This is a genomic window from Amycolatopsis dendrobii, assembly GCF_014145675.1.
Classification (GTDB): Bacteria; Actinomycetota; Actinomycetes; order Mycobacteriales; family Pseudonocardiaceae; genus Amycolatopsis; species Amycolatopsis dendrobii.
Window position 1 is genome coordinate 1 of sequence record NZ_JACGZW010000016.1, and the last position, 24,920, is coordinate 24,920.

Annotated in this window: 22 protein-coding genes and 2 pseudogenes; 15 read left to right on the plus strand and 9 right to left on the minus strand. The window is 68.7% G+C overall.

What is annotated here, in order from left to right; all coding sequences use genetic code 11:
* Positions 1-163 (plus strand): annotated as a pseudogene (locus H4281_RS37190) (lipoyl synthase); the annotation flags it as partial.
* A 16-nt stretch (positions 164-179) separates the two neighbouring features.
* Positions 180-1,553 carry an L-serine ammonia-lyase gene (locus H4281_RS37195; protein ID WP_182895557.1) on the plus strand — a complete coding sequence of 458 codons (1,374 nt, stop codon included), beginning with the start codon at positions 180-182 and terminating at the stop codon, positions 1,551-1,553.
* A 31-nt stretch (positions 1,554-1,584) separates the two neighbouring features.
* On the opposite strand, the gene H4281_RS37200 is transcribed toward H4281_RS37195, so the two are convergent.
* Positions 1,585-1,758 carry a hypothetical protein gene (locus tag H4281_RS37200; protein WP_182895558.1) on the minus strand — a complete coding sequence of 58 codons (174 nt, stop codon included), beginning with the start codon at positions 1,756-1,758 and terminating at the stop codon, positions 1,585-1,587.
* Complete coding sequence (locus H4281_RS37205; protein ID WP_182895559.1) at positions 1,758-2,345, minus strand: ArsR/SmtB family transcription factor; 588 nt, start codon at positions 2,343-2,345, stop codon at positions 1,758-1,760. Before H4281_RS37205 ends, H4281_RS37200 begins: the two co-directional genes overlap by 1 nt.
* Before the next feature lie 72 nt (positions 2,346-2,417).
* On the opposite strand from H4281_RS37205, the gene H4281_RS37210 reads away from it, so the two are divergent.
* Together H4281_RS37210 and H4281_RS37215 are read left to right on the plus strand one after the other, a co-directional pair.
* On the plus strand, positions 2,418-3,140 hold the full coding sequence (locus H4281_RS37210; protein WP_037810150.1) for a FadR/GntR family transcriptional regulator: 723 nt from the start codon (positions 2,418-2,420) through the stop codon (positions 3,138-3,140).
* 52 nt (positions 3,141-3,192) lie between these two features.
* Entirely contained in the window at positions 3,193-5,016 is a 1,824-nt protein-coding gene (locus tag H4281_RS37215) for a transglycosylase domain-containing protein (protein WP_182895560.1), read from the plus strand.
* A 1-nt stretch (position 5,017) separates the two neighbouring features.
* On the opposite strand, the gene H4281_RS37220 is transcribed toward H4281_RS37215, so the two are convergent.
* Entirely contained in the window at positions 5,018-5,827 is an 810-nt protein-coding gene (locus H4281_RS37220) for an ABC transporter ATP-binding protein (protein ID WP_182895561.1), read from the minus strand.
* Between the two features lie 116 nt (positions 5,828-5,943).
* On the opposite strand from H4281_RS37220, the gene H4281_RS37225 reads away from it, so the two are divergent.
* On the plus strand, positions 5,944-7,275 hold the full coding sequence (locus tag H4281_RS37225; RefSeq protein WP_182895562.1) for an aminotransferase-like domain-containing protein: 1,332 nt from the start codon (positions 5,944-5,946) through the stop codon (positions 7,273-7,275).
* Between the two features lie 43 nt (positions 7,276-7,318).
* On the opposite strand, the gene H4281_RS37230 is transcribed toward H4281_RS37225, so the two are convergent.
* Together H4281_RS37230 and H4281_RS37235 are read right to left on the minus strand one after the other, a co-directional pair.
* Complete coding sequence (locus H4281_RS37230; RefSeq protein WP_182895563.1) at positions 7,319-9,289, minus strand: SDR family oxidoreductase; 1,971 nt, start codon at positions 9,287-9,289, stop codon at positions 7,319-7,321.
* A 64-nt stretch (positions 9,290-9,353) separates the two neighbouring features.
* Complete coding sequence (locus H4281_RS37235) at positions 9,354-9,590, minus strand: hypothetical protein (RefSeq protein ID WP_037810157.1); 237 nt, start codon at positions 9,588-9,590, stop codon at positions 9,354-9,356.
* A gap of 181 nt (positions 9,591-9,771) precedes the next feature.
* Here H4281_RS37235 and H4281_RS37240 point away from each other — a divergent pair, with 181 nt between their 5' ends.
* Complete coding sequence (locus H4281_RS37240) at positions 9,772-11,016, plus strand: NAD(P)/FAD-dependent oxidoreductase (RefSeq protein WP_182895564.1); 1,245 nt, start codon at positions 9,772-9,774, stop codon at positions 11,014-11,016.
* Here H4281_RS37240 and H4281_RS37245 read toward each other — a convergent pair.
* Positions 10,970-12,166 carry a multidrug effflux MFS transporter gene (locus H4281_RS37245; protein WP_182895703.1) on the minus strand — a complete coding sequence of 399 codons (1,197 nt, stop codon included), beginning with the start codon at positions 12,164-12,166 and terminating at the stop codon, positions 10,970-10,972. The genes H4281_RS37240 and H4281_RS37245 overlap by 47 nt on opposite strands.
* A 700-nt stretch (positions 12,167-12,866) precedes the next feature.
* Here H4281_RS37245 and H4281_RS37250 point away from each other — a divergent pair.
* From H4281_RS37250 to H4281_RS37275, 6 genes are read left to right on the plus strand one after another with little or no spacing between them, the layout of a single operon-like run.
* On the plus strand, positions 12,867-13,721 hold the full coding sequence (locus H4281_RS37250; protein ID WP_182895565.1) for a fumarylacetoacetate hydrolase family protein: 855 nt from the start codon (positions 12,867-12,869) through the stop codon (positions 13,719-13,721).
* 1 nt (position 13,722) lies between these two features.
* A complete protein-coding gene (locus H4281_RS37255; protein WP_182895566.1) occupies positions 13,723-15,024 on the plus strand; it encodes an enolase C-terminal domain-like protein in 1,302 nt (433 codons plus the stop codon).
* On the plus strand, positions 15,021-15,779 hold the full coding sequence (locus H4281_RS37260; RefSeq protein WP_182895567.1) for an SDR family NAD(P)-dependent oxidoreductase: 759 nt from the start codon (positions 15,021-15,023) through the stop codon (positions 15,777-15,779). The genes H4281_RS37255 and H4281_RS37260 overlap by 4 nt, the downstream gene beginning before the upstream one ends.
* A gap of 39 nt (positions 15,780-15,818) precedes the next feature.
* The gene (locus tag H4281_RS37265; protein ID WP_370648159.1) at positions 15,819-16,859 is read left to right on the plus strand and encodes a sugar ABC transporter substrate-binding protein; all 1,041 of its coding nucleotides are present in this window, start codon (positions 15,819-15,821) and stop codon (positions 16,857-16,859) included.
* On the plus strand, positions 16,856-18,358 hold the full coding sequence (locus tag H4281_RS37270) for a sugar ABC transporter ATP-binding protein (RefSeq protein ID WP_182895568.1): 1,503 nt from the start codon (positions 16,856-16,858) through the stop codon (positions 18,356-18,358). Before H4281_RS37265 ends, H4281_RS37270 begins: the two co-directional genes overlap by 4 nt.
* Entirely contained in the window at positions 18,351-19,367 is a 1,017-nt protein-coding gene (locus H4281_RS37275; protein ID WP_182895569.1) for an ABC transporter permease, read from the plus strand. The genes H4281_RS37270 and H4281_RS37275 overlap by 8 nt, the downstream gene beginning before the upstream one ends.
* 734 nt (positions 19,368-20,101) lie before the next feature.
* Here H4281_RS37275 and H4281_RS37280 read toward each other — a convergent pair.
* Complete coding sequence (locus H4281_RS37280; protein ID WP_067589361.1) at positions 20,102-20,818, minus strand: FadR/GntR family transcriptional regulator; 717 nt, start codon at positions 20,816-20,818, stop codon at positions 20,102-20,104.
* A 74-nt stretch (positions 20,819-20,892) separates the two neighbouring features.
* Between H4281_RS37280 and H4281_RS37285 the strand changes: the two genes are divergently transcribed.
* Genes H4281_RS37285 through H4281_RS37295 form a run of 3 tightly spaced genes read left to right on the plus strand, consistent with a single transcriptional unit; the run spans position 20,893 to position 23,035 of the window.
* On the plus strand, positions 20,893-21,225 hold the full coding sequence (locus H4281_RS37285; protein ID WP_182895570.1) for an L-rhamnose mutarotase: 333 nt from the start codon (positions 20,893-20,895) through the stop codon (positions 21,223-21,225).
* Positions 21,222-22,196, plus strand: coding sequence for an aldo/keto reductase (locus tag H4281_RS37290; protein ID WP_182895571.1), 975 nt, complete (start codon positions 21,222-21,224; stop codon positions 22,194-22,196). Before H4281_RS37285 ends, H4281_RS37290 begins: the two co-directional genes overlap by 4 nt.
* The gene (locus H4281_RS37295) at positions 22,193-23,035 is read left to right on the plus strand and encodes an amidohydrolase family protein (protein WP_182895572.1); all 843 of its coding nucleotides are present in this window, start codon (positions 22,193-22,195) and stop codon (positions 23,033-23,035) included. The genes H4281_RS37290 and H4281_RS37295 overlap by 4 nt, the downstream gene beginning before the upstream one ends.
* A gap of 84 nt (positions 23,036-23,119) precedes the next feature.
* On the opposite strand, the gene shbA is transcribed toward H4281_RS37295, so the two are convergent.
* Both shbA and H4281_RS37305 read right to left on the minus strand, forming a co-directional pair.
* Positions 23,120-23,776, minus strand: coding sequence for an RNA polymerase sigma factor ShbA (gene shbA / locus H4281_RS37300; protein ID WP_182895573.1), 657 nt, complete (start codon positions 23,774-23,776; stop codon positions 23,120-23,122).
* 325 nt (positions 23,777-24,101) lie between these two features.
* A pseudogene (locus tag H4281_RS37305) lies at positions 24,102-24,530 on the minus strand (GtrA family protein); the annotation flags it as partial.
* Positions 24,531-24,920 lie beyond the last annotated feature (390 nt).

The following is a 24,920-nucleotide window of genomic DNA, read 5'->3' on the forward strand; positions in this document are numbered from 1 at the left end:
GGGTGTGATGGCCGGTCCGCTGGTCCGCTCGTCCTACCGCGCGGGCCGGTTGTACGCCCAGACCAAGGCCCACCGCGGCGAGGAACTGCCGGAAAACCTCGCCCACCTCACCGCCGAAGGACCGGCAGCCCAAGAAGCCAGCAGCGTGCTGGCGAGGAACTAAGAGAAGGGGCGGATCAATGGCGATCAGCGTCTTCGACCTGTTTTCGATCGGCATCGGGCCGTCGAGTTCGCACACGGTCGGCCCGATGCGGGCGGCCAAGACCTTTGTGGACGGTCTGGTCGAGGACGGCGTGCTGGAAACGGTCGCGCGAGTGCAGGCCGAGCTGTTCGGCTCCCTCGGCGCGACCGGTTTCGGGCACGGCAGCGACAAAGCGGTGCTGCTCGGGCTTTCCGGCGAGCGGCCGGAGGAAATCGACACCGACACGGTGCCCGCCAAGGTGGCGGCGATCCGGGAGTCCGGGCGGCTGGCTGTCGGCGGAACGCACTCGGTGGCGTTCGCCGAGGACACCGACCTGACGATGCACCGGCGCAAGTCGCTGCCCGCGCATCCCAACGGGATGGTGTTCCGGGCGTTCGCTTCCGACGGCGCGCTGGTGCGGGAACGGACGTACTACTCGGTCGGCGGCGGCTTCGTCCGGGACGAGTCGTACGAGACCGACACGGTGTTCGTGGAGGATTCCACGCCGGTGCCGTATCCGTTCCGTACCGGGGCGGATCTGCTGAAGCACTGCGCGGACACCGGGCTGCCGGTCAGCGAGATCATGCTGCGGAACGAGCTCTCCTGGCGCAGTCGCGAGGAGATTCGGGACGGGCTGTTGCAGATCTGGCAGGTCATGGCCGAGTGCGTGCGGAACGGGTACACGCACGAGGGTGTGCTGCCGGGCGGCCTGAAGGTGCCTCGGCGGGCGAAGTCGTTGCATGACAAGCTGCTCGCCGAAGACGGCGCGGACGATCCGTTGTACGCGATGGACTGGGTCAGTCTGTACGCGCTCGCGGTCAACGAGGAAAACGCCGCGGGCGGACGCGTCGTCACTGCCCCCACCAATGGCGCGGCAGGCATCATTCCAGCAGTTTTGCACTACTACCAACGGTTCGTGCGCGGGGCGTCGGACGACGGCATCGTCACCTTCCTGCTGACTGCCGGTGCGATCGGCTCGATCCTCAAGCAGACCGGATCGATCTCGGGCGCCGAGGTCGGTTGCCAAGGCGAGGTCGGCTCGGCCTCGGCGATGGCGGCCGCCGGGTTGACCGAGGTGCTGGGCGGCTCGCCGGCTCAGGTCGAGAACGCGGCCGAGATCGGCGTGGAGCACCACCTCGGCTTGACGTGCGACCCGGTGGGCGGGCTGGTGCAGATCCCGTGCATCGAGCGCAACGCCGTCGGCGCGTCCAAGGCGATCCACGCCGCGCGCATGGCGATGCGCGGCGACGGAAGCCACGTGGTGACGCTGGACAAGGCGATCAAGACGATGCGCGAAACCGGCGCGGACATGTCGGTGAAGTACAAGGAGACCGCGCGCGGCGGACTCGCGGTGAACGTCATCGAGTGCTGATTTTCGGTCCGTGAAGGACTCCTTGAGGGAATCAGATTCCTTCGAGGAGTCCTTCACGGCGTTTCGGGGTGGCGAGGCGAAGGCCCAGTTCCATGAGCCACCAGCCGAGTCGTTGCCGGGCGGGCGTCCGGGGCGGATTGCGGACGGCGGCGGCGAGCAATTCGTCCTGCCGGGCCGCGGCGAGTGCGTGCAGGAACGGTTCCATCAGGATTCCCCCTGGCCTTCGGACGCGGCGGTCGCGTGCGGGAACGCCGCCCATTGCGTGATCACCGTTTCGTCGCCGGGACGGGCCGGGCGGCGGTAGCGCTCGATCACCGCTTCGATTTCTTCGATCAGCTGCTGGGATTCGCCCGGGGTGAGCGGCATCCGGGTGCTGCTCAGCGTCGAGCTGTCCTGCCATTCGCCCGCCCAGCGCGGCAGCTCCGAGACGAATCGCGCTTGCTCGCGGTAGCGGATGTCCACGTGCTGGTGCAGGAAAGCCATGAGCGGCCCGGCCATTTCCGGGTCGTCGACGAAGTCGGCCGCGCGCATCCGGGTCGATTCCTGCGCCGCCTTCCACCAGCGTTCGCGTTTCGAGCCCCGGCTGGTGTCTTCGGCGACCAGTCCGGCGTCCGCGAGCTGGCGCAGGTGCCACGAGGTGGTGCCGGAGCTCTCGCCGACGCGCTTGCCGAGCCCGGTCGCGGTGGCCGGGCCGTCGACAGTCAGCAGGTCGAGCAGTTCCATGCGCAGCGGATGCGCCAGCGCGCGCAGGGTGCGGGCGTCGATCTGGCGCGCGCGGCGTTCGTCGGACATGTTCCGTACAGTAGACCGCAGAGAAAGCTTTGCAAAGAGTTCTCTGCAATCCGGCAGCATAGAATCGGACAGGTGGAGTCGACCTCGGTGGTGAGCGCGAACGCGGCCCTGTTCCGGCCGGTGCGTGCCGGGAACGCCTTCGAGGAGACCGTCGAGCGGTTGTTGCAGGCGATTCGGCTCGGGGTCGTCGGCGCGGGGGACCGGTTGCCCTCTGAACGCGAGCTGGCGGAACGGCTCGGCGTCAGCCGGGTGACGCTGCGGGAGGCGATTCGCGCGCTGGCCGACGCGGGGTACGTCGAGTCCCGGCGCGGACGGTACGGCGGCACGTTCGTGAACGAGAAACTGCCGGAGCCTGCGGAACGCGCGGTCGGCGAGGTGGACGCGGCCGGGCTGGAAGACGCGTTGTGCCTGCGGCATGTGCTGGAGACCGGTGCCGCGGAGGCGGCCGCGGCGCGCACGTTGAGCCCGGCGGACCGGCAACATCTGACCGGCACGCTCGCGGAAGCGTCGGCAGCCAGTCTCGCCGATTACCGGCGCAAGGATTCGCGGCTGCACCTGGCGATCGCCGAGGTCACCGCGTCGGCGTCGCTGACCAGCACGGTCGCCGACGCGCGGACGCGGGTCAACCAGCTGCTCGACCGGATTCCGCTGCTCGAACCCAATCTGGAGCATTCGAACGCGCAGCACGAGGCGATCGTCGACGCGATCCTGGCCGGCGATCCGGTGGCCGCGCGGCAGGCGATGGCTGAGCACATCGAGGGCACAGCGTCGTTGCTCCGCGCGTTCCTCTCGTGATCAATTCACCGGGTAGACAGAACCTTGTCACTGGTTCAGTCGTCCTTCATTCGTGGAGCCAGCCTCGGAGAGTGACCAATCCGCTGTTGCCCGTCGCAAGTGGCGCCGTATCCGCAAGGGCGCCTACTACCTGACCGGGTTCGCGATCGGCGTGCCGCTGATCGCGTTCTGGATCGCCTACCTGCTGCTGGACGTCCGCAGCCCGCAGGACGTCCTCGCCTCGCTCGGCAAGACCGTGACGCTGAAGTACGCCGACGGCAGCGAACTGCTGCGCGTCGTGCCGCCGGAGGGCGACCGGCGGTTCGTGCCGTTCGACCAGATCCCGCAGAAGCTGCGCGACGCCATCGTCGCCACCGAGGACCCGACCTTCTGGGCCAACTCCGGCTTCGACCCGACCGGGATCGGCCGCGCGTTCCTGACCGGCGTCGGCGGCGGGTCCGGGATCACCCAGCAGTACATCAAGAAGTCGACCGGCGACGAGGATTCGACGCTGTCGCGGAAAATGCAGGAACTCGTGCTCGCCACGAAGATCACCCAGGAGCAGAGCAAGGAGCAGATCTTCGAGAGCTACGTCAACATCATCTCCTTCGGCCGCAACACTTTCGGCCCGGCGGCGGCGATGAACGCGTTCTTCGGCCGTCCGCTCGACAACAGCATCACCTGGAGCGAAGCCGCGTTCCTGGCCGGGATGATCCAGTCGCCGTCGGTGCACGATCCGGCGGTGTCCGGCGACGACCACGCGGCGAAACGCTGGCGGTACGTGCGCGACAAGCTGGTCGAGCGCGGCTACCTGAAGAACGCCGACGGCATGGCTTACCCGGGCGCGGAGATCAAGCCGCCCGCCGAGACGCGGGTGAGCCTGAACTACGACCAGTACCACCTGAAACAGCGCGTGCTCGCCGAACTGGAGACGGCCGGGTTCTCGCTTTCCCGGTTGCAGCAAGGAAATCTGACCGTCCAGACCACGCTGGACCCAGGGTTGCAGAACGCCGCGCACGCCGCGCTGAGCGACCGGTTGAAAGGCGAACCAGCGGAGTTTCGCGGCGCGCTGGTAGCCGTCGATCCGACGAACGGCGCGGTGCGCGCCTACGACGGCGGCAACAACGGCGTCCGGGATTATGCGGCAACCGGCCACGCGCTCGGCTCCGCGTTCTACCCGTTCACCGCGGCGGCCGGCTTGAAGAACGGGATGTCGCTGGACGAGAAAGTGGCTGCTCCCCGGGACATTCAGTACCTCGGCGAGAAGTTCGACTATCCGCCGAAGTGCCCGCAGCCGTGCACTTTGCGCAGCGCCTTGACGTCCGGGGCGGACACGCCGTTCATCGTGGTCTCGAAGAAGATCGGCGTCGACGAGGTGAGCGCGGCGGCCCGGGCGGCGGGAATCCCGGACGAGGCGGACGGCACGCCGACCATGCGCGAACAGGACGGCGCCACGATCGGCTCGGGCATCGTCGTCGGCCGGTACCCGATGCGGCCGCTCGACGTCGCCGGTGCGTACGCGACCTACGCCGCCAACGGAAGGCACGCGCCGGTGCACTTGGTGGACAAGGTGCTCGACCGGTCCGGGAAAGTCGTGTGGCAGCACGAAAACCAGCCGGTCTCCGCCGTTCCGGAGCAGGTCGCGCAGGACGTGACTGCCGTGCTGCGGACGACGTTGCCGGACGGTCGCGCGGCGGCTTTGCGCACGGGCGAGTTCGAGCGCGGCAACTCGCGCGACAACCAGGACGCCTGGGCAGTCGGCTACACGCCACAGCTGGCGACGGCGGTGTGGCTCGGCACCGATGACAACCGCAAACTGCTCGACGCGGCGGGCAAGAAGGTGACGGGTTCGTCGGTCCCCGCAGACGTGTGGCGGTCGTTCATGACCCGCCGTTGATTCAGGCGGCCCGGCGGCTGACCTTCGGGATCACCATCGGGCTCCCGCTCTCCGGGCACTCCATCACCCGGCACGGCAGCTCGAAGATCCGCTCGACGTTCTCCGCCGTCACGACCTCCTCCGGCGTCCCGGTGGCCAGCACCTTCCCGTCGCGCATCGCGATCAGGTGCGTCGCGTACCGGGCCGCGTGGTTGAGGTCGTGCAGCACCGCGACCAGCGTGCGGCCCTGTTCGCTGTGCAGGGTCGCGCAGAGGTCGAGGATGTCGAGCTGGTGCGCGATGTCCAGGTACGTCGTGGGCTCGTCGAGCAGCAGCAGATCGGTCTGCTGGGCCAGCGCCATCGCCATCCAGACGCGCTGGCGCTGCCCGCCGGACAGTTCGTCCACCATCCGCTCGGCGAGGTCGTCGACGCCGGTCGCGCGCATCGAATCGGCGACCACTGCCGCGTCCTCGCGGGACCATTGGCGCAGCAGTTTCTGGTGCGGGTACCGGCCGCGCGCGACGAGGTCGGACACGGTGATCCCGTCCGGCGCGATCGAGCTCTGCGGCAGCAGGCCGAGCCGCCGCGCGACCTCCTTCGCGCCGTAGCTGGAGATCACCTCGCCGTCCAGGTAGACCGAGCCCGCGCGCGGCTTCAGCATCCTGGCGAGCGCGCGCAGCAGCGTGGTCTTGCCGCAGGCGTTGGGGCCGACGATGACTGTGAACGACTTGTCCGGGATGACCACGCCGAGCCGTTCGGCGACCGTGCGGCCGTCGTAGGCCAGCGTCAGGTCCTCGGCGTGCAGTCGGGTGTCTTCGCTCGTCAGTGCCACACAGGTAAGGCTAACCTAGTGACCCCCGTCCGGGGAGTTCCGCGGGTCGCATTAGCGAACAGTGACCGGCCGGTGCCATGATGCGTCCGGGAGAATCCCGGCAGAGCGAGGGTGGGATGGACGACTACCGCGTCGTCGCGGACGAACTCGCCGCCGACATCGAAGCCGGCCGGCTGCGGCCCGGCGACCGGCTGCCGCCGCAGCGCCGGTTCGCGCGCGACCGCGGCATCGCGGGCTCCACCGCGGCCCGCGTGTACGGCGAACTCGTCCGCCGCGGCCTGGCTATCGGCGAGGTCGGCCGGGGCACCTTCGTGCGCGCGGCCAAGCCTGGTCCCGAACCGGCGCTTTCCGAACCCGGCGACGCGCGCGTCGACCTCGAACTCAACTTCGCCGTGCTGCCAACCCAATCGGCCAAACTGGCGCAGGCGCTCGAACCCGTGCTGCGCGCGGACGTCTTCACCGACGCACTGCATCCGCTCGGCGCGGCCGGCACCAAAGCGGTTCGCGAGGCGGCAGTCGCGATGCTCGCTCGCGGGTCTTGGACGCCGGACCCGGAATCGGTGCTGGTCGCGGGAAACGGGCGGCAGGGCATCGCGGCCGCCCTCGCCGCGTTCGTGCCGACCGGCGAGCGGCTGGCAGTCGAATCCCTGACGTATCCGGTGGTCAAGGCCGCGGCGACCCGGCTCGGCATCGAGCTGGTGCCGATCGAAACCGACGCGTACGGCCTGGTCCCGGCCGCGCTCGCGGCGAGCGCTCCGGTGCGGGCGCTGTACGTCCAGCCGACCCTGCACAATCCGCTCGGCACCACGATGCCGCCGCAGCGCCGCGCCGAACTGGCCGAGACCGTCCGCGGGCTGGACCTGCCGGTGATCGAGGACGGCATCTACACCTTCCTCCACCCGGACACCGAACCGCTCGCCGCGCTGATGCCGGAGCGGACGGTTTTCGTGGACAGCCTGTCGAAACGCGTCGCGCCCGGGCTCACCGCCGGATTTCTCGTGGTGCCGCCGCCGTGGGTCGCGCGGCTGGCGAGCGCGATCCGGTCCGGCGGCTGGTCGGCGTCGCGGTTCTCCGTAGAGGCGGCGCGGCGGTGGATCACCGGTGGCGTGCTCGCCGAGGTCGAAGCAGCGAAACGCGCGGATGCCGCGGCGCGAGCGAGGATCGTCGCCGAGCGGCTGGCGGGTTTCCAGGTGTACGGCGACGCCTCGGCCTATCACCGGTGGTGGGTGCTGCCGGACCAGTGGCGGGCCGAGACCTTCGTGGCCGCCGCCGCTCGCCGGGGGATCGCGTTGTCGCCGGCGGCAGCGTTTTCGGTGGTGCCAGGACACGCGCCGAACGCGGTGCGGATCGCGGTGTCCGCGCCTGCCGAGAAGACGTTGGCGAGTGCGTTGGAGGTGCTGGCCGGGTTGGCGAGCGGGTCACCCGACGACATGCTGGTGGACTCGTGAGTGTTCATGCCGGTCAGAACCGGCACGAACACTCACGACGTCCTCAGGCCTTCCGCCGCCAGAACATCCTGGTGAGCGTCGCCGCGACGGCCGCCGGAGCGGGTTGCCGGGGCAGTTTCCTGGCTTCCGGCGCGGATTCCGGCATCACCCGGTACACGAGATGCGCCGCGAAGCGGGCGAGGTCCGGCGCTGCCAGCGAGGCCAGTTCCGCGGCTCGGCCCTCGGGCAGGCTCAGGATCTGCGGCCGTCGCTCGATCGCTTTCACCACCAGCGCCGCCGCGCGTTCCGGCGAGCTCGCGGGCAATCCGCGGTACGACCCGGTCGGCGCGATCATGTCCGTGCGCACCAGCGGCATCCGGACCGAGGAGAACGTGACGCCGTCGGACAGCGTCTCGCGCCCGGCGGTCAGGCTGAACTCCTCGAGCGCGGCTTTCGAAGCCAGGTAAGCGGAAAACCGCGGGGTGTCGGTCTGCAGGCCTTGCGTGGTGACGTTGACGATGTGGCCGAACCGGCGTTCGGTCATCGACGGCAGCAGGCCGAGGATCAACCGCACCGGGCCGAAGTAGTTGATGGCCATGGTGCGTTCGTAGTCGTGGAAGCGTTCCGTCGACAGCTGTACCGAGCGCCGGATGGAGCGTCCTGCGTTGTTCACTAAGACGTCCACTGCGCCGTGGTCGGCTAGGACTGCCTTCACGAGACCGTCGACCGCGTCGCCATCTGTGAGGTCGCACGGGTACGTCGCTGCTTCGCCGCCTGCTGCGGTGATCTCGCTACGCACGTCTTCGAGTTCTTCGACGCGGCGCGCGACGAGAAGCACCTTCGCGCCGCGACGCGCGACAGCGAGCGCGCTCGCGCGGCCAATGCCGGACGACGCACCGGTAATGAGGACAACGCGCCCTTCGAGTCCTGGGCGACGAGCGTGGTCCGGGTCAAGATGCGCGCGCCAGTAGCGGTAGAGCGGTTCGGCGTAGTCGCGAAGCTCGGGAAGGTGGACGCCGCTGCCGTACAGCTCCGAAGTGGTGCGCGCGGTGTCGAACTCCACCTCCATGTTCAGGTGGGGGAGCACTTCGAGCGGGATTCCCAACTCGGTCAACACTGCGGCCCGCGTCGCCCGTCCAGTCGGCAGGCGGTCGACAGCGGTCGCGAGGCGGGATGCTGTGCTGCGAAGCAGACCTGACGGCACCGTCGTGCGTACGCGCGGCGCTCCGGCAACGCGGGCGAAGGCGTTGTAGACCTCGTGCAGCTTCTGCGGTCGCGGTGAAGCGAGGTGATACGTACTGCCTGAAGGCGCTTCGCGGTGCATGAGGTTATCCATCGCGGCGACGACGTAGTCGACCGGGACGAGGTTGGTGGCTCCGAAGTCGGGCGCGACGAGCGGCACCTGCTTCGGCAGCGCAGCGAGCCGCGAGATGGCGGGCAGGAAGTAATAGGGACCGTCGATCTTGTCCATCTCGCCGGTGCGCGAATCGCCGACGACCGCGGACGGCCGGTAGACGCGGAACGGCACGCCGGACTGCGCACGGACCAGCTTCTCAGCCTCGAACTTCGTGGCGTGATACGGAGAACTGAAGGACTGGCCGAGGTCGAAATCGGCTTCGGTGAAGCGGCCGGCGTGATCGCCCGCGACGGCGATGGACGACACGTGGTGCAGCAGTCCCGCGCCGGCTGCCGCGGCGAAGGCGAGCAGGTTCCGGGTGCCCTCGACGTTCGCGGCCCGGTTCGCCGCGTCGTCGGCGGTGAAGTCGTAGATCGCGCCGAGGTGGACGACGTGATCGATCCCGCCGACCCCGTCGTAGCCGGCCGGGTCGAGGCCGAGCAGCGGTTCGGTGAGGTCGCCGACGGCGGGGACCAGGCGGTCGGCGTTCGGCCAGTCCCGCGCGAGCGCGGCCAGGCGGTCGCGCGAGGTGTTGCGGACGAGCACATGGACGGCGGTCGTGTCCCGCCGCGAGAGCAAGCGGGCGACCAGGCGCTTCCCGAGGAAGCCCGTCGCGCCCGTGACGAAGTAGGTGGTCATGGCCGGCACCTTTCGGGGTCTGCGGGTGCCGACTCTACCTACTCATGAGTAGGAACGGTAGTTGTCAGTCGGTTCCGGTGCGTCGCGCCGACGTCGCGGTCGCCACCACGGCGTCGCGCAGGGCCGCGCGCAGCCGCCCGACCTCCAGCGGCCCCAGTACGGCCGCCTCTCCCGGCGGCGCGACCAGGACGACTTTGTCGTCGCTGCTCACGAACACCGTCACGTCGCGCCGCCTGCCCGCCAGGTCCCGGCAGCCGACCGTCCACTCGTTCCGCACCGCACTGTCGTCCCGCGCTGTCACGGCCCTCGCCCTCCGATCACGTAGTGCCCGTGTCCTTCGTGCGCGGGTGGGACCCGGGCCGCCGCGGCGTCTTACGCCGGTTCACCCGAATTGCCTACTGGCCGGTTTTCCACGGGGTGTGACCGGCCGGATACCGGAGTAGCGTCGGCCACCGCACGCCGCCGGGCACTCAGGAGGACGCATGTCGGAACCTCGGAAGATCGTCGTCGTCGGAGCGGGCCTGGCCGGCGCCACTGCGGCAGCGGCAGTGCGAGAACGCGGTTACGAGGGCGACATCCTGCTGATCGGCGCGGACACGCATCGGCCGTACGAGCTGCCGCCGTTGTCGAAAGCGGTGCTGCTCGGCAACGCCGACGAACCCGACTGGGTGCGCGACGAGAGCTACTGGACCGAACACGACATCCAACTGCTCTCCGGCACCACCGCGACCCGAGTCGAACTAGGTGCCCGCTTGGTCCTAGACGACGCCGGCGGCGAACACCGCTACGACCGTCTCGTCTTAGCGACCGGCTCGCGCCCGCGAACACTGAAGGTGCCCGGCGGCGACCTGCCCGGTCTCTACATGCTTCGCACTCTCGACGACGCACTACGGCTGCGCGCGGCCTTCGAAACAGCGAAGCGCGTACTGATCGTCGGTGCCGGCTGGATTGGCACTGAGGCCGCCGCTGCCGCGCGTACGCACGGTGCCGAGGTGACTGTGGTCGCTCCGGAGAAGCTGCCGCTCGCCAACGTTCTGGGCGACGAGGTTGCCGGAGCGTTCTATCGCCTGCACGAAGAACACGGTGTGCAGTGGCGTCTCGGTGAGGGCGTAGCAGCGATCACTGGTGACACCTCAGCGACCGGCGTCCGCCTGTCGAGCGGCGAAGAGTTGTACGCCGAGGTTGTCCTTATCGCAGTTGGCGCGGCTCCCAGCGTCGAGTTGGCGCACGCCGCCGGTCTGGAGCTGGCAGACGACGGCGGTGTCGACGTCGACGCAGGCCTGCGTACAGCAGCACCTGACGTTTACGCGATCGGCGACATCGCTTCGCAGTTCCATCCACGCTACGGCCGCCGCGTACGCGTCGAGCACTGGGCGACAGCGCGTACGCAGGGCGAGCACGTGGCGGCCAACCTCTTTGGCGCGAACGAGCCGTACCTGAACAGCCCGTACTTCTTCTCCGACCAATACGACCCAGACCGCGGCGGCCCGGCGATCGGCTGCGAATACCGCGGCCTGCCCGTCCTGGACCGAGACCGCGTCGTCGTGCGCGGCGACCTCGCGGCCTACGACTTCACCGCGTTCTGGGTGACCCCGGACAACGAGGTCTCAGCCGCGATGAACGTCAACCAGTGGGACGACGGGGACGCGCTGCAAAAGCTGGTCGACGAACGCATCGCCGTCACCGACGACCAGCTGCGGAGCGGAAATCTCGCTGATCTGGGCTGACCGCCAGCGTCGCGAACGACAGCAAGGCGAGCACCCCGAACCCCGCCATCACGGCGGTCATCGGAACCGCCGTGCCCGCCCCACCGAGCCCGACCAGCGGCGTCGCGATCCCGCCGATCGCGAACTGCAGCACGCCCAGCAGCGCCGACGCGGACCCGGCCGTGCGCGCGTGCCCCGCGAGCGCGAGCGAACTGGCGTTCGGGCTGATGATTCCGATGCAAGAAACCATGAGGAGCAACGGAATCAGCAACGCAGGCAGCGGCAGTCGCATGGTTGTGGCCGCGAGCGTGGCCAACCCGGCCACTGTCGACACCGTCAACCCAGCCCGCAGCAACGTCCTTTCCGGAAACCGGCCGACGAGCCACCCGTTGAGCTGCCCGGCGAGCACGATGCCAACCCCGTTGAGCCCGAAGACGACGCTGTACTCCTGCGGACTCAGCCGGTAAACGTCCTGCAACGCGAACGACGACCCCGAGATGTAGGCGAACAACGCGGCGAAGTTCAGCCCCGCGGTGAGCGCATAGCCAAGGAACGTGCGGTCGGTGAGCAGGTGCCAATACGTCCGGAGCACCCCGCCCAGCCGCGCTGGATGACGCCGCTCGGCCGGCAAGGGTTCCGGCAGCGCGAACGCGACCGCGCCGAGCAGCAGCGCCCCGAACGCGGTGAGGACGACAAACACCCCCCGCCAAGACGTAAACGTGAGCAACTGCCCGCCGAGCACCGGAGCGAGAATCGGCGCAAGACCGTTGACCAGCAGCAAGAGCGAGAAGAACTTCGTCATCGCAGTACCGGTGTAGAGATCGCGGACAGCCGCGCGGGCGATCACGATCCCCGCCGCCGCGCCGAGCGCCTGAACACTTCGCGCGGCGATCAGCAGTTCGACGCCCGGACTCACCGCCGCCGCGATCGACCCGGCGATGTACAGCCCCAACCCGGCCAGCAACGGCCGTCGCCGCCCGAACGAGTCCGACAACGGTCCAGCGACGATCTGCCCGGCCGCGAGCCCGACGACGAACGCGGTGAGCGTGAGCTGGACGGTGGTGTCGGAGGCTTGGAAGTCGCCCGCCATCCGGGGGAGGGCGGGGAGGTACATGTCGATGGAGAGGGGCCCGAAGGCGGAGAGGCCGCCGAGAATGAGGAGACGTCGGATCTTGCCCTGACGGGGGTGCTCGGGGAGGGTGACGGAGTGTTCTGTGGCGGGGTATTCCGTGCTTGCCGCGGTGGAATTTTCGGCCGCGGCTCCCGCGTGCGAGGCAGGCTCGGCGGCGGAGGGAACGGCAGCGGAGTATGCAGCTCCGGAATGATCCGACGTCACGTGGTCTGCGGCGGAGTGATTCGCCGCGGAATGATCAAGGTCTGCCTGATCGTCCGCCGGATAGTCGACAGCGGCGCCTTCCGGCGCGAGCATCCACGAGCCGTCCGGCAAGGGCACTGCCCGCTCAGCGGAACACCACTCGTCGTCCGCGCTGATCTCCGGCGCGCCAGTCGCGCTCGTGTCTTCTCGGGGGCCGCGCCAGTCCTTGTCGCTGGGCTCGCGCACATCGTCCTCGCCAACGCGCCGCACGCTTCCCCCGTCGGAGCTGTCCCAGGAACCCTTTGGTTCCTTCGGGCTCCCGTCGCCGCCCGCCCGCTCCCGCGGCCCAGCCGCATCCCCATTCCCCATCCGCGCCGCACCGTCTCCCTCGTTGTGACGGGACCACCCCGCCAGAACGAGTGTCCGTTATCCACCCGGCAGCCCGGTGATCGGATCAATTTCCCCAGCAAATCCGGCTTCCCTCTAGATCTCCTGCCCTCCCGTGCGCTATACATCGGATGTATCGCGAGAACGGTGTCGAGAGAGGGGTTCGTCCGTGCGGTTTGTGCGTCTCGGGGCAGCGGGGGCTGAGCGTCCGTTCGTCCGTGCCGGTGACGGCACCCTCCACGACCTCTCCGGGGTCACGCCGGACATCGACGGCGCGTTCCTCGCCGGCGACGGGCCGGCCAAGGCCGCGCGGGCGCTCGAAGCCGGGGAGTTGCCGGTCGCCGACGGCGCCGGGCTGCGGGTCGGCGCGCCGATCGCCGCGCCGGGCAAGATTGTCTGCATCGGCATGAATTACCGCCGCCACGCCGAGGAAACCGGTGCGGCCGTGCCGACCGAGCCGGTTCTGTTCATGAAGGCGCCCGACGTGATGGTCGGACCGTTCGACGAGGTGCTCGTCCCGCGCGGTTCCACGGCCACCGACTGGGAGGTCGAACTCGGCGTCGTCATCGGGAAAACCGCCCGCTACCTGGAAAGCGCGGACCAAGCACTGGCGCACGTCGCCGGTTACGTCGTGTCCAACGACGTCTCCGAGCGCGATTTCCAGCTGAACCGCGGCGGCCAGTGGGACAAGGGCAAGAACTGCGAGACCTTCAACCCGCTCGGCCCGGAGCTGGTGACCGCCGACGAGATCCCCGACCCGCAGGCGCTCGGCCTGCGCACCTGGGTCAACGGCGAGAAGGTGCAGGATTCGTCCACAAAGGACATGGTGTTCGGCGTCGCGGAGATCATCCATTACCTGAGCCAGTTCATGGTGCTGCGTCCCGGCGACCTGATCAACACCGGCACCCCGGAGGGCGTCGCGCTCGGGCAGCCCGAGCCGAAGCCGTACCTGCGCGCGGGCGATGTCGTCGAGCTGGAAATCGACGGCCTCGGCAAGCAGCGCCAGACCTTCGGGCAGGCCTGACATGGCGAAAATCGTGGCCATGGAGGTCCGGGACGTCCGCTTCCCGACGTCGCGCGACCTCGACGGTTCGGACGCGATGAACCCGGATCCGGACTATTCGGCGGCGTACGTCGAACTGCACACCGACGCGGGACCGGACGGTTACGGCCTCGCGTTCACCATCGGCCGCGGCAACGACGTGCAGGCTGCCGCGATCCGCGCGCTGGCACCGCATGTGGTCGGCCGCGATGTTCCTGAAGACGCGGAAGCACTCGGCGCGCTCTCGCGGGCCTTGGTCGGTGATTCGCAATTCCGCTGGCTGGGACCGGAAAAAGGCGTGGCACACATGGCGATCGGCGCGATCGTCAACGCCGCGTGGGACCTCGCCGCGCGACGTGCCGGGCTTCCACTGTGGAAGTTCGCCTCGCGCATGACACCGGAAGAGCTGGTGTCCCTTGTGGACTTCCGGTACCTCTCCGACGCGCTCACCGAACAGGAAGCGCTCGACATCCTGCGCGCCGCCGAACCCGGGAAAGCGGAACGGATCGCCAAGCTCGAAGCCGAGGGCTACCGCGCGTACAGCACGTCGGCGGGCTGGCTCGGCTACTCAGACGCGAAACTGGTGCGGCTGGCCGAACAAGCCGTCGCCGACGGTTTCGAGATGATCAAACTGAAGGTCGGCGGGAATCTCGAGGACGATGTCCGGCGGATGAAGCTGGCCCGCGAGACCGTCGGCGCGGAGATCCGGATCGCGGTCGACGCCAACCAGCGCTGGGATGTCGCGACGGCGGTGTCCTGGATGACCGCGCTGGCGCCATTCGATCCATATTGGATTGAAGAGCCGACCTCGCCGGACGACGTTCTTGGCCACGCGGCGATCGCGAAGGCGCTTGCGCCGATCAAGGTCGCGACCGGCGAGCATGTCCAGAACCGTGTGGTATTCAAGCAATTGCTGCAGGCCAACGCGATCGACGTGCTGCAGTTGGATGCCGCACGCGTGGGCGGCGTAAACGAAAATCTCGCCATCTTGTTGCTGGCGGCAAAATTCGGCGTCCCGGTGTGTCCGCACGCCGGCGGTGTCGGGTTGTGCGAACTGGTGCGGCATCTGTCCATGTTCGATTTCGTGGCAGTGTCCGGTTCGGACAGCGACCGCTCCATCGAATGGGTCGACCACCTGCACGACCACTTCACCGACCCGGCCGTCGTGCGCGACGGCCGCTACCTGGCTCCGACCGCACCGGGCTTTTCCGCGCGCATGCACGACGCTACGCTGCGCCGGTTCAGCTTCCCGGACGGTCCTGAATGGACGGAGAACGCGCAGTGAGCGAATTCGACGGCCTGGTCGCCGCGGTCACCGGCGGCGCTTCGGGCATCGGCCTGGCCACGGCGAGCCTGCTGGCCCAGCGCGGCGCGCAGGTGGCTGTGCTCGACCTCAAGACCGACGAGGTGCCCGAGCCGCTGACCGGATTCCGCTGCGACGTGACGTCCGACGCCGAGGTTCGCGGCGCTGTCGACGCGGTGGCCGAACGCTTCGGCCGGCTCGACATCTTGATCAACAACGCGGGAATCGGCGCACAGGGCGACGTCACGGCGAATGACGACGACGAATGGCACCGCGCGTACGACGTGAACGTGGTCGGCATGGTGCGCACCGCCCGCGCTGCCTTGCCGCACTTGAAAAACTCTCCTGCGGCTGCGGTCGTGAACACCTGCTCGATCGCCGCCTGGGCCGGGCTGCCCGCGCGGGCGCTGTACTCGGCGACGAAGGGCGCGGTGCTGTCGCTGACGCTCGCGATGGCCACCGACCACCTGCCGGACCGGATCCGCGTCAACTGCGTGTGCCCCGGCACCGCGGACACCCCATGGGTCGGCAGGCTGCTCGACACCGCCGCGGACCCGTCGGCCGAGCGGGAGGCGCTCGCCGCCCGTCAGCCGATGGGGCGGCTGGTGACCGCGGACGAGGTCGCGAACGCCATCGCGTACCTGGCCAGCCCGCTTTCGGCATCGACTACCGGCACCGCGCTCGCGGTGGACGGCGGCATGTACGGCCTGCGCCCGCGCGGACCCGTGCAGAACTGATCTGCTCAGCCAACAAGGCCTGTCATCAAGGAGGATGCGGTGCGTACGAAGGTGATCCGGCTGGCCGCCGCGGTGGCCGCCTGCGGTTTGGTGCTCGGTGCGTGCGGGTCCACTAAGGACAAACCGGCGGCAGCGGCGGGCGGCGGCGGCACCGGCAAGGTCGGGGCGACGCTGCCCCTGCTGACCTCGCCGTTCTGGCAGGCCTACAACAAATACGTGCCGCAGATGGCGAAGGAACAGGGCCTCGACGCGCTGCCCACGGTGAACGCCGACAGCGACCCCGCCAAGCTCATCACGGACATCGGCACGCTGCTCAGCCAGGGCGTGAAGGGTCTCGTCGTCACGCCGCTCGATTCGGCCGCGGTCGTCGCCGGACTGAAGCAGGCCGAAAACAAGGGCGTCCCGGTGGTCGCGGTGGACGTCGCGCCGGAGAGCGGCAAGGTCGCGATGGTGGTGCGCGCGGACAACAAGGCGTACGGAACCAAGGCCTGCGACGAAATCGGCAAGCGCGTGAAGAGCGGCAAGGTCGTGCAGGTGATGGGCGACCTCGCGTCGGTCAACGGCCGAGACCGGTCGGCGGCGTTCCGCGAGTGCATGAAGCAGAAGTACCCGGACGTCAAGGTCCTCGAGGTCGCCGCCGAATGGAAGGCGGACAAGGCGTCGTCCGGTTTGGACAGCCTGCTCACCGCGAACCCGGACATCAAGGGCGTTTACATGCAGGCGGGCGGCGTCTACCTCGCGCCGACCGAGCAGGCGCTCAAGCGCAAGAACCTGTTCTTCCCGGTGGGCGACCCGAAGCACGTGGTGCTGGTGAGCAACGACGGCATCCCGCAGGAACTCACCGCCATCCGCAACGGCGAACTGGACGCGACCGTCTCGCAGCCTGCCGACGCCTACGCCAAGTACGGCATGTACTGGCTCAAGAAGGCGATGGCGGGCGAGACGTTCAAGCCCGGCCCGACCGACCACGACTCCACGATCGTCGAGATCAGCCCCGGCATCCTGGAAGACCAGTTGCCCGCGCCGGTCGTGACCAAGGACAACGTGGACGACAAAGCGTTGTGGGGTAACAACCTGTGAGCGCGCCGGTAGTGCAGGCGGACGGCGTCGGGAAGCGGTACGGGCCGACCGTGGCGCTGCACGACGTCAGCCTCACCGTGCGGCCCGGCGAGTCACACGCACTCGTCGGCCGCAACGGGGCGGGCAAGTCCACGCTGGTGTCCATCCTCACTGGACTGTCCGAAACGGACACCGGCAGCGTTTCCTTCGGTGGCGTACCGGCGCCTTCTTTGTCCAAACAGGACGACTGGAAGGCGCACGTGGCGTGCGTGTACCAGCACGCGATGGTGGTGCCGCAGCTGACCGTCGCGGAGAATCTGTTCCTGAACCGGCAAGCCAGGGGCGGATTCGCGATCGGCTGGAAGAAGCTGCGCCGTCAAGCTCGGGAGCTGCTGGACTCGTGGGACGTCCGGGTCGATGTGGACACTCCGGCGGGCGATCTGTCCGTTGAGGACCGTCAGTTCGTCGAGATCGCTCGTGCGTTGAGTTACGGCGCCCGGTTCATCGTGCTGGACGAACCGACTGCGCAGCTGGACAGCCAGGCCATCGAACGGCTTTTCGAGCGCATGCGGCAGATGCAGGAGAACGGCGTCACCTTCCTGTTCATCTCGCACCATCTGCACGAGGTTTACGAGGTGTGCCAAGCGGTTACCGTCCTGCGCGACGCCCGGCATGTGCTCACCGCACCCGTCTCCGAGGTCAGCCGGGCGGCACTGGTCGACGCGATGACGGGGGAGCAGGGCGGCCTTGCCGTCCGAGACGCAGCGACCCGCGATCCCCTCGCGGTGGATGCCGAAGAAGTGCTCGCCGTAGACGACTTGTCCGGCGACGGCTTCCACGGTGTCTCCTTGCGGGTCCACCGTGGCGAAGTCGTCGGTCTCGCCGGAAGCAACGCCAGCGGCAAACACCAGGTAGCCGAGACGGTCTACGGCCTGCGCAAGCCAACCTCGGGAACCGTTGCGGTAAACGGAAAACGCTTGCCCTCCGGCGACATTCCCGCCGCCCTGCGCGCAGGCATCGGCTGTGTCCCGCGGGACCGGCACCACGAAGGCCTGGTGCTGGAACACTCCATTATGGACAACGCGACCCTGTCGGTGCTCGATCGAATGGGCCGCGGCGGCCTGGCGTCCCCGAAGGTCCGCCGCGAACGCGGATCGCGCGCACTGACCGACTACGACATCGTGGCGGCCAGCCCGGACCAGCCGGTTTCGGATCTGTCCGGCGGAAACCAGCAGAAAGTCGTGCTCGCCAGGGCGCTGGAGAGCGATCCGCGCGTGGTGGTGCTGATCAACCCCACCGCAGGAGTGGATGTGAAGTCGAAGGAGGCCCTGCTCGCGGTCGTGGACCGGGTGCGGGCCGAGGGGAAGGCGGTGCTGCTCGTGAGCGACGAGCTGGACGACCTGCGCCTGGCCGACCGGGTGCTGGTTTTGCGCGCCGGCGAGGTGGCCGCCGTTCACCAGGCCGGCTGGTCCGACGGGGACCTGGTGGCGGATATCGAAGGAGTCGGGCTCCATGACTGACCTGATGAGCGACCCGCAGACGGCGCTGCCCGCGGTACGGGCGAAGCGCCGGAAATCGGCGTGGCTGCGCGAACTGGCGCTGCTGCCCGCGCTCGTGGTGGTGTTCGTGATCGGCGGGCTGATCAGCGACACGTTCTTCACCTTCGACAACATCATCAGCATCCTTTCCGCGGCGGCCGCGTTGTCGCTCGTCGTGCTGGGCGAATCGCTGGTGCTGCTGACCGGCAAGTTCGACCTGTCGCTGGAATCCACGATGGGCATCGCCCCCGCGATCGGCGCGATGCTGGTCATTCCCGCGGCGTCTTCCGGCTTCGGCACCGAATGGCCCTCGGCGCTCGGCCTGGTGGCGATCCCCGTGGTGGGCGCCCTGATCGGCTTCGTGAACGGCTTCCTGATCGTGAAGCTGAAGCTGAACGCGTTCATCGTGACGCTGGCGATGCTGACGGTCCTGCGCGGAACCCAGATCGGCACGACGAACGGCAAGACGCTGTTCGACCAGCTCGACGCGTTCACCGCGCTGGCGACCACGACCTTCGCCGGCTTGCCGATGTCGGTGTGGCTCGCGGCGGCCCTGTTCGTGCTCTTCGGGCTTGGCCTGCGCTACCACCGAGTGGGCCGCTCCCTGTACGCGATCGGCGGCAACCGAGAAGCGGCGCGGGCCGCCGGTATCCGAGTGGACCGGATCTCGTGGGCGGTGTTCGTGGTGGCCGGGGTCCTGGCTGCCATCGGCGGCCTCGCGTACACCGGCTACGTCGGCGCCCTCGGCGCTGACCAGGGCGACGGTTTGATCCTCCAGGTCTTCGCCGCGGCAGTAATCGGCGGCGTTTCACTGGACGGCGGCCGGGGCACGCTGGTCGGGGCGCTGACTGGGGTGCTGTTGCTGCAGTCGGTGGACAGCCTGCTGCGCATCGCCCAGGTACCGGCGGAATGGCTGAAGGCGATTTACGGCGGGATCATTCTGATCGCGTTGATCATCAGCCGGTATGCGGGCGGAAAGCCCCAGACCTGATCGGCGGAGGTTCGGTGATCATCCGACCTTCTGGGGGCGTTGGCTCGGTGGACGGGCGATGGGCTGGTGCGGTGGTCGGCCGGATGGGCGGCCCAGGCGGCTTGGTCGGCGTGGGTGGCTTGGTTGGCTGGGGTGGCTCGGTTGGCGGGTGTGGCTTGGTTGGCCGGGGTGGCTCGGTTCGCGGGAGCGGCTCGGTTAGCGGGTGCGGCTTGGTTGGCGGGTGCGGCTTGGTTGGCGGGTGCGGCTTGGTTGGCTGGGGTGGCTCGGTTGGCCGGAGTGGCTCGGCCGTTCGGGGCGGCTCAGTTCGTCGGGGTGACCGGGCCAGCCTGGGCGACCAGGGTGCCTCGAGCGGTCCGGTCGGCTCGACGGCCGATATGGCGGACGACTCGGCGGGGAGGTTCATGAAGGGCCCCTCTATTCCGCCCGTCGGCGAACGAATCCCCGCCGCTTCGACCGAGCGCGCGCGATGGGTCCCTTCGCCCTCCCCAATTCGGAGCGTGCCGGTCACCAAACCGCCCGATGCGCGAAAGTCCCCCTCGCTCCGGCCAGGCGTGCGCGATGGGTCCCGTCGCTGCGACGGTCATGGCGTGAAGGGTCCCCTCACTCCTGCCGTGCAGGCGCGAAAGTCCCCGTCGCGTCAGCCGAACAAAAGCGAAGGGTCCCTTCACTCCTGCCCGCAAGGAATGAAGGGACCCGTCACTGCAACTAACCGCCCCGCAGCCGTCGTCGTCCGGTCAGGAAGCCGCAGGCTCGGCCTCATCGCCGGGCGCGTCGTCTTCGACCAGGGTGCTTCGCAACCACTGCTCCACTCCGGCGACGTGCACTGTCGCCCACGAGCGGGCCAGTTCTGGTTCCCGCGCGGCGATCGCGTCGTAGATCGCGGCGTGTTGTTCGCGGGTCCGGGCTACCGCGCCTTCCTGGGTGAGGCCGCGCCAGATCCGGGCTCGCGCGGTCGGGCCGGAGAGGCTTTCGAGCAGCGAGCACAGCACCGGGTTGCCCGAACCGTCCGCGATCTTGCGGTGGAACTGCAAATCGTTGGCCACGAGCGCCTCGACGGTCGGCGATTCCTCCAGTTCGCCGAGCAGCGCGCCGAGTTCGGCGACGTCCTCGTCGCGCATGTGCAGCGCCGCCATCGCGGTGGCCGCTGGTTCCAGAATCCGCCGCACGGCAAGGAAATCGAGCACGGTGTCGTCGCGGTGAAAGTCGACCACGAAGGTCATCGCGTCCAGCAGCAGGTTCGGTTCCAGGCTGGTGACGTACGTGCCGTCGCCCTGACGCACGTCCAGCACCCGGATCAGGCACAGCGCCTTCACCGCTTCCCGCAGCGAACTGCGGGAAAGCCCCAGCCGCTGCGCGAGCTCGGCCTCCTTGGGGAGCCGGTCGCCGGGGGCCAGCTCGCCCGAAATGATCATGTCCTTGATCTTGTCGATCGCGACATCGGTGACGGGCATCGGGACCGCCCTCCCTGCAGAGACCTCGGATGTTTACCCCCTACAGCGTGCCACGACTCCCGTCAGGAGGAACGATGACCCACGGCCCGGCACCGCACACGGTCGCATTGCGCACCCGGCTCAAGCCCGGAATGGAGAAAACCTACGAGGAGGTGCACGCGGTGATCCCGCAGGACCTGGATACCGCTCTGCGCCGAGCCGGCGTGCGGTCGTGGCGGATCTGGCGCGACGGGCTCGACCTGTTCCACTTCGTCGAGGTCGACGATTTCGAGCGAATGCGCGCGAAACTCGCTGGCGACCCGGCCGACATCGCGTGGCAGAAGCGGATCAACGAACTGCTCGACCTCGACCACTCCGACGTCGCGCACGGCCTCGGGCTGGTGTGGCAACTCCCGGCGGAGGCGTGACCGTGGACCTTCCTCCGCTGGGACTCGGCGGCGCGCAACTGGGCAACCTCTACCACGCGGTGCCGGACGAAACCGCGGCGGCGAGCGTGCGGCGGGCGTGGGACGAGGGGATTCGCTATTTCGACACCGCGCCGCACTACGGGCTTGGGCTGTCCGAACGCAGGCTCGGAGCCGCGCTGGCCGCGTATCCGCGCGCAGAATATGTCCTGTCCACGAAAGTGGGCCGAGTCCTGGAACCGCGTGCGGTGGCTCCCGGTGAACGAGACGATCAGGGCTTCGACGTCCCGGGGACTTACCGGCGCCGTTGGGATTTCAGCCGCGACGGGGTGTTGCGTTCGCTGGAATCGAGCCTGAACCGGCTGGGCCTCGACCGCGTCGATCTCGTGTACGTGCACGATCCGGACGATCATTTCGAGGAAGCGATCGCGGGTGCGTTTCCGGCGTTGCTGGAGTTGCGGGAGCAGGGCGTCGTGGGCGCGATCGGAGCCGGGATGAACCAGGCCCCGATGCTCGCGGAATTCGTGCGCCGGTTCGATCTCGACCACGTCCTGATGGCCGGTCGCTACACCTTGCTGAACCAGCCGGCACTGGACGAGTTGTTGCCGCTGTGCGTCGAACGCGGCGTCGGCGTCGTGGCCGGAGGGGTGTTCAACGGTGGAATTCTCGCCACTGAACAACCCGGCGTTATTTACGATTACGCGGCTGCGCCGACGGATCTCGTTGAAAAGGCGCAGAAGATCGCGGAAATCTGTGCGCGGCATGGTGTCTCGCTGCCAGAGGCCGCGCTCGCGTTGCCGCGCACGCACCCGGCGGTGGTGTCGGTGGTCGTCGGAGCGCACGACGCCGAGCAAGTGTCGCTGAACGTTCGCCGGGCAGCGGCGACTATCCCAGCCGTACTGTGGGACGACCTCGCCGACGCCGGCCTGCTGCGGTCGGCCGCCCGCCCCGTCGTGTCCGGAGGAACCCCGTGATCGACTCACACCACCACCTGTGGGATCCCGCGCGCCGCGAGTACCCGTGGATGTCCGGCGACGCGCTGGCTCCGATCCGCCAGCCGTACACCGTCGACGACCTGCGCACAGTGACCACTGCGGCGGGCGTCCACGCCACCGTGCTGGTGCAGACCGTCTCGGACGAGGCGGAAACCGCGGAATTCCTCGCCACGGCCGCGTCCGAGCCAGTGGTGGCCGGCGTCGTCGGCTGGGTCGACCTCGCCGCCCCGGACGTGGCAGACCGGATCGCCCGGCTGCGCGAACTGGGCCCGCTGGTCGGCATCCGGCACCAGGTCGAGGACGAACCGGACCCGAACTGGCTGCTGCGCCCGGAAATCCTGCGCGGCCTGACCGCAGTCGGCACTGCGGGCCTGGTCTACGACCTGCTGGTGGCACCGGCGCAGCTCGCCTCCGCCCGCCAGGTCGCCGAGCGCTTGCCGGACCTGCGGCTGGTCCTCGACCACGCCGCGAAACCTGGCATCGCGGCAGGCGAATGGCAGCCGTGGGCGGACGGCGTTGCGTCGCTGGCCGCGCACGACAACGTGCACTGCAAGCTTTCCGGCCTGGTGACGGAAGCCGACTGGCATGAATGGCAGGTAGGCCATCTGCGTCGCTACGCAGACCACGTTTTCGAGTCGTTCGGCGCGAACCGGGTCATGTTCGGCTCCGACTGGCCAGTGTGCGAACTGGCGGCAGCCTACGAAGTCGTACTGGACGCGGCGGTGTCGCTGACCGGTGTGCTGAGCGACCCGGAACGACTGGACGTCTTCGAGCGCACGGCGGCACGGGTATATGAGCTGAAAGATGCGGCGGGCTAAAACCAGATTGCCGCGCGAAGCAGAGCCTGTCGACCGATTCGGCGCTCCGCGGCGGCGTTCCAGCCGTTCGAGTGACGAAACGGCTCAGAAGTCCTGGCCCTGCACCATCTCGCGGAGCTTGGACAGCGCGCGGTGCTGCGTGACGCGGACGTTGCCGGCCGAAATGCCGAGCGTTTCGGCCGTCTCGTTCGCACTGAGGCCGACGACGATGCGCAGCGCCAGGATCTCCTGCTGCAGCGGGGCGAGGCGGGTGAGCAGCTCCTGCAGACGGCTGCCGAGGTCGAGGCGCAGCGCGTGGGATTCCGGCTCGTTGCCGCCGGAGAGCGGGTGTTCCGGAAGCTCGGGCACCGGCTCGGACCGGTCGCGCGCTACGGCCCGGTAGGCGTCGGCGACTTTGTTGGCCGCGATCGCGTGCACGAGGTAGAGGAAGGAACCGCCGCGGTCCTGGTAGTCGGGAAGGGCCTTGAGGACGGCCATGCAGACGTCTTGTGCGACGTCGTCGGCGGCGAGGTAGGAGAGGTCGCGGCCGCCCATCCGGGCCCGGCAGTAGCGGGCGACGACCGGGCGGAGCACGTGCAGCAGGTCGGCGATCGCGGCTTGATCGCCCTGCCCTGCCGCACGTACGAGCGGATCGAGGTCTTCCTTGGTCAGGCGTCCGCCGGACCGGGGCAGCGTCGCAGGGCTCACGTAGCCCGCGACGCCGGACACCGCAGTACGGGACGTCTTCGACGGTGCTGTCATGGTCGTCTCCCCGGCAACCCTGCGACCGTCGCTGTCTTGGGGTCAACACTCTGTGATGTTGCGGTCGCAAGTACTCCGATAGAACGGGGGGAGCACTGCGATCGTTGCGACGCTCCGTAACCTTAAGCGGCCGGAGGCCGACCGTCCACATTTCAACTACGAATACCCCGTTAGCAGCAGTGGTCTTGACACAAACGAGACCAGCCGACGCACAGTACGAATCCGGTCTCGCAGCATGTGCGGATGTCCGATTCTGTGCGTCACGAAGAGTGATAGCCGGGTAGCGCAACAGAGAGTGGTCGCACTGCGGGTAGAACGGGTTCCACTACCGTTGGTGATCTTGCGCCGCGTGCGTTCGCCGCGCACGGGCGAACACCCACCACCGCAGAACGGCGAACCGGACGACTCCGCCGACGAAACTGGCCGCGAGAAGCGCGGCGGTTTGCTGCCCGGCGGAGGGATGCGGGACGACGGCGTCGAGGGCCGCGAGGACGACCGATCCGTAGCCGGCGTAGAAGGCGAAAGTGACGAGATCCTGAAGATGCCGCTTGCCCGCGCGGCTGCTCCGGTTGGCGAAAGTGACGCGCCGGTGGAACTCGGTGTTGCCGACCGTCGTGATCGCGAGCGCGGCGAGATTCGCCCATTGCGCGCCGATTTCCGGACGGAAGGCGAGGAAGAGGACGGCCTGGAGCCCGGTGGTGACGACACCGGCGGCCAGGTACCAGGCAGCATGGCCGCCCATTTCGCGGCGGCGGGTGCCGCGGTCTTCGGGGTTTGGCCGATTATCGGCGACGCTCGACGGCTCCGGGCGTGTGGTGAGGACGGCTGGCTTCGAGTGGGTCCGGTTGCGAGCGGGCCTGGCTGCAAGATCCGTCGCGGCTCGCGGTTGGCGGCCGGTTTCCGCAGGGTTGTGGTTGGCGGGGTTTGACGGCAGCAGGTCAGCGTCTTTCGCTGCTTCATGACGGTCGTTGTTCGGATTCGCCGTTGAACGGCGACTGGCACGTTCGCCGCTGGCTTCCGATCGCGACAGGCCGGTCTCGCCAGTTGCTGGCTGAAGACGGTCGCTCGTAGTTGCCGTCGAGCGACGACCGGCGACCTCTGGCGGCAGCTTGCCGTCTCTGGCCGCCGTTTCTTGGCGATTGGT